The 4,621-nt window shown below is 71.8% G+C and carries 3 protein-coding genes and 2 pseudogenes; 4 read left to right on the top strand and 1 reads right to left on the bottom strand.

Annotated elements, in window-relative coordinates; all coding sequences use genetic code 11:
• Positions 1-63: 63 nt before the first annotated feature.
• Positions 64-642 (bottom strand): annotated as a pseudogene (locus ACWENR_RS29760) (TetR/AcrR family transcriptional regulator); the annotation flags it as partial.
• A 205-nt stretch (positions 643-847) separates the two neighbouring features.
• Between ACWENR_RS29760 and ACWENR_RS29755 the strand changes: the two are divergent.
• From ACWENR_RS29755 to ACWENR_RS29740, 4 genes and pseudogenes are all read left to right on the top strand, one after another.
• Entirely contained in the window at positions 848-1,744 is an 897-nt protein-coding gene (locus tag ACWENR_RS29755) for an ABC transporter permease (RefSeq protein ID WP_452280268.1), read from the top strand.
• A complete protein-coding gene (locus ACWENR_RS29750; protein WP_393110213.1) occupies positions 1,737-2,555 on the top strand; it encodes an ABC transporter ATP-binding protein in 819 nt (272 codons plus the stop codon). The genes ACWENR_RS29755 and ACWENR_RS29750 overlap by 8 nt, the downstream gene beginning before the upstream one ends.
• A 120-nt stretch (positions 2,556-2,675) precedes the next feature.
• Positions 2,676-4,178 (top strand): D-ribitol-5-phosphate cytidylyltransferase, encoded by a 1,503-nt coding sequence (locus ACWENR_RS29745; protein WP_452280267.1) that lies wholly within the window; start codon positions 2,676-2,678, stop codon positions 4,176-4,178.
• Positions 4,179-4,214: 36 nt separating this feature from the next.
• A pseudogene (locus ACWENR_RS29740) lies at positions 4,215-4,621 on the top strand (CDP-glycerol glycerophosphotransferase family protein); the annotation flags it as partial.

The following is a 4,621-nucleotide window of genomic DNA, read 5'->3' as shown; positions in this document are numbered from 1 at the left end:
CGATGATCCACTTGAGCACGCGGGAGTTCTCGCCGAAGCCGGGCCAGAGGAAGCTGCCCTCCGGCGCGGGCGGGGCACGCCCGCGCCCGCGCCGAGTCCGGTGGCCACCGCCTCGACCAGCGTGTCCAGGTACGCGTCGGTCAGCGGCGTCCGGGCGATGGCCAGGCGCCAGTAGAGCGGGCCGACGATCAGGTCGACGGCCGCGTCGGGGTCGGTGTCGGGCGGCAGCTCGCCGCGCTGCACGGCGCGGCCGATCAGCCGGCCGCCGATCTCCTGCTGCCGGGCCCGCAGCACCTGCTGGAGGGTCTGGTCGATGGTCGGGTTGCGGGCGGCCTCGGCGAGCAGGTCGGGGATGATCTGCGAGGCCAGCGGGTGCCGCAGCGCGTGCGCCACCACCTGGAAGAGCAGTTGGAGGTCGCCGCGCAGGGTGCCGGTGTCCAGCGCCGGAAGCTTGCCGGTGGCCGCCGCGGCGACGATCTCCAGCACGAGTTCCAGCTTCGAGCTCCAGCGCCGGTAGATGGCGGTCTTGCTCACCCCGGCCCGGCGGGCCACCGCCTCGATCGATAGCCGGCCGTAGCCGACCGCGGCGAGCTCCTGCATCAGCGCGCGGCGGATCGCGGTGGTGATGTCGTCCCGCAGCACCGCCGCGCCGGCCGGCGCCCGCCTCTTTCCGGTCGTCACCTGGAGCTCGTCTCGGCTGTCACGAGGAACAATGTAGCGCAACGACGGTACGGTTGCGTCCCGACGTGTTTCGGACTACTGTCCACGCAGCGGCGAGGCGGCGCTCCACGCTTGGTTCCATCGTCGCGCCTCATCCGTCGTCACGAAAGATCGGAGCGCCCATCCCATGGCCAACACCGCGCTGGCCGATCCCGACTCCGGTCTGTCCCAGGCGCAACTGGCCGCCCGGTACGGACTGCGGGTCGCGGGCGAGCGGCCTCCCCTGGGCGAGTACGCCCGGCGGCTCTGGCGCTACCGGCACTTCATCGCCGCGTACGCCAACGCGAAGCTGGTCGCCTCGTTCAGCAACGCCCGGCTCGGGCAGCTGTGGCAGGTGCTCACCCCGCTGACCAACGCGGCGGTCTACTACCTGATCTTCGGCATCGTGCTCGACCAGCAGCGCGTCCCGAACTTCATCGCGTACCTGACCACCGGGCTGTTCATCTTCAACTTCACCCAGACCGCCGTGCAGAACGGCACCCAGTCGATCACCGGCAACCTGGGCCTGATCCGGGCGCTGCACTTCCCCCGGGCCTGCCTGCCGCTGGCCGTCACGGTCACCCAGTTCCAGCAGCTCCTCGGCTCGATGGTGGTGCTCCTCGGCATCGTGCTGGTGACCGGCGAGCCGATCACCTTCGCCTGGCTGCTGATGGTCCCGGCGATCATGCTCCAGGCGGTCTTCAACGCCGGGCTGACCATGACGGTGGCCCGGACGGGCGCGAAGCTGGCCGACCTCAAGCAGGTCATGCCCTTCGTCCTGCGCACCTGGATGTACGGCTCCGGCGTGCTCTACAGCGTGGCGCTGTTCGAGGACCAGCTGCCCGGGTGGGCCAGCAAGCTGGTCGAGTTCAACCCCGCCCTGGTCTACATCGAGCTGGCCCGGGTCGCGCTGCTGGAGCAGGCGCCGCTGCTCAACTCCTCGCTGCTGCAGCTCTGGCTGGCCGCGGTGGGCTGGGCGATCGTGATGGGCGTCGGGGGTTTCATCTACTTCTGGCGGGGCGAACAGGAGTACGGCCGTGGTTGAGCAGTTCGAGTCGTCCAACGACGTGACGGTGACGCTGCCCCGGATCCAGGAGCGGGTCCCGACCGTGGTGGTCGACGACGCGCACGTGATCTACCGGGTGCACAAGGGCGGCGGCGGGGGCGGCGGCCCGGTCGGCGCGCTCAAGCGGATGGTCAGCCGCACCTCGGCGCCGAACATCCGCGAGGTACACGCGGTCAAGGGGGTCAGCTTCACCGCGTACCGGGGCGAGGCCATCGGGCTGATCGGCAGCAACGGCTCCGGCAAGTCGACGATGCTGCGGGCCATCGCCGGCCTGCTGCCGGTCAACCGGGGCGCCGTCTACACCCAGGGGCAGCCCTCGCTGCTCGGCGTGAACGCCGCCCTGCTCAACGACCTCTCCGGCGAGCGCAACGTCGTGCTGGGCTGCCTGGCCATGGGGATGCCGCCGGAGGAGGTGCAGCGGCAGACCCCGGAGATCATCGAGTTCTCCGGGATCAACCAGCGGGGCGACTTCGCCTCGCTGCCGATGCGCACCTACTCCTCCGGCATGGCGGCCCGGCTGCGCTTCTCCATCGCCGCGGCCAAGAAGCACGACGTGCTGCTCATCGACGAGGCCCTCGCCACCGGCGACAAGGGCTTCCGCAAGCGCAGCGAGCAGCGGGTGCGGGAGCTGCGGGAGAGCGCCGGCACGGTGTTCCTCGTCAGCCACCAACTCTCCTCGATCCGGGACACCTGCGAGCGGACGATCTGGCTGGAATCGGGCGTCCTGCGGATGGACGGGCCGACCGACGAGGTGCTGCGGGCGTACGAGGCGTTCGCCAACGGCAAGTAGGTCGCCGCCGGGCGACCGCGTCGACGCGTTGGGGCGAGATGCCCGGCGCGTTAAGGTTCATCCCGTCGCCGCGCGGGCGGAACCTTCTGTTCACGCACCCCTGAGAGTGAGGATTCGGCAATGACGCAGGACCACACCACTGGCCCGGACGCCGCACCGGAGACCCCGGCGCCCTGGCGGCCCTCGCGGACAGTGGCGGTGGTGCTGGCCGGCGGCACCGGGACCCGGCTCGGCCTCGGCATCCCGAAGCAGCTGCTGAAGATCGCCGGTAAGCCGATCATCGAACACACCCTGGCGGTCTTCGAGGCGGCCCCCGAGATCGACGAGATCATCGTGCTGATGGCCGCCGGCCACGTCGCCGACGCCCAGCAGATCGTCGACAAGGCCGGCTTCCGCAAGGTCACCAAGGTGATCGAGGGCGGCGAGACCCGCAACGCCACCACCCGGATCGCGCTGGACGCGGTCGGCGAGGGCGACTGCAACATCCTCTTCCACGACGCGGTGCGACCCCTGGTCAGCGGCCGGATCGTGCGCGAGTGCGTGAACGCGCTCTGGACGTACGCGGCGGTCGACGTGGCCATCCCGTCGGCCGACACGATCATCCAGGTCGACGAGGACGACTGCATCACCGACATCCCGGTCCGCTCGTCGCTGCGCCGGGGCCAGACCCCGCAGGCGTTCCGCTCGGGCACCATCCGCGAGGCCTACCGGCTCGCCGAGGGCGACCCGCACTTCGCCGCCACCGACGACTGCGGCGTGGTGCTGCGCTACCTGCCCGGCACGCCGATCAAGGTCATCGACGGCTCGGACGAGAACATCAAGGTCACCCACCCGGTCGACGTGCACCTGGCGGACAAGCTGTTCCAGCTCGCCGCCGCGCAGGCGCCCCGGGTCACCGACCACCGCAGCTACACCGAGGAGCTGACCGGCCGCACCATCGTCATCTTCGGCGGCAGCTACGGCATCGGCCACGACCTGGCCGAACTGGCCCGCCGCTACGGCGCGCAGGTCTTCCCGTTCAGCCGCTCCAGCACGGGCACCCACGTCGAGCGCGCCGAGGACGTGGAGGCGGCGCTGAAGACCGCCTTCGACGCCACCGGTCGGATCGACCACGTGGTGGTCACCGCCGGCATCCTGGAGAAGGGCCCCCTCTCCGAGATGGACGAGGAGACGATGGACCGGGTGCTCCAGATCAACTTCGTCGGGCCGGTGATCGCCGCCCGCCAGTCGCTGCGCTACCTCCAGCAGACCAAGGGCCAGCTGCTGCTCTACACCTCCAGCTCCTACACCCGGGGCCGGGCCGACTACGCGCTCTACTCCTCCACCAAGGCGGCCCTGGTCAACCTCACCCAGGCGCTCTCCGACGAGTGGGCCGAGTTCGGCGTACGGGTCAACTGCATCAACCCCGAGCGCACGGCGACCCCGATGCGCACCAAGGCGTTCGGCGAGGAGCCGGAGCACACCCTGCTCGCCGCCGAGACCGTCGCCCAGGCCTCGCTGGACGTGCTGATCTCCGACCTCACCGGCCAGGTCATCGACGTGCGCCGGGCGCCGGGCGAGGTGCCGGCCCAGTCGGCGCCGGGGCAGACCGAGCGGGCCGCCAGCGCGGCCAGCGCCGGCTGACGCGGTCTCGGGCCACGGCGGGGAGACGGAGCCGACATGCGTGGTGACCTGGTCCGGAAGCTGGCCGCCCGCGCCCTGGCCACCGGCCTGGCGGTGCTGGCCTTCCTCGTCGTCGCGCTGACCGGCGCGACCGGCTGGGGGCTGGGGCTGGCGGTGGCCGCCCTGGCGGCGGCCGGGTGGGAGCGGCGGGTGCGGCCGGGCGCCGACAACGTCGCCGAGACCGCGCTGGTCGCGGCGGCGGTCCTGGTCGGGTACGCCCGGCGTCTCGATGCCGGCTTCGACCCCGCGCTGGCCGCGACGGCGCTGGTGCTGCTGGGGCTCGTGCTGCTCGTCGGGCCGCTGCGGGACGCCGGCGGGCTGGAGCTGCGCGCCGCGAACCTGCCGGTGCGCTCGTGGACGCCGCTGGTCGCCGCGCGCCTCGGCGACGCCCTGCTGGGGCTGCT

The sequence above is a fragment of the Micromonospora sp. NPDC004336 genome (assembly GCF_053602615.1).
This window is presented reverse-complemented; position numbering and strand designations above follow the sequence as displayed.

Bases quoted from the DNA above. Each gene is read 5' to 3' on its own strand.
- ACWENR_RS29755 (WP_452280268.1), top strand. From the start codon at position 848: ATGGCCAACACCGCGCTGGCCGATCCCGACTCCGGTCTGTCCCAGGCG.
- ACWENR_RS29745 (WP_452280267.1), top strand. From the start codon at position 2,676: ATGACGCAGGACCACACCACTGGCCCGGACGCCGCACCGGAGACCCCG.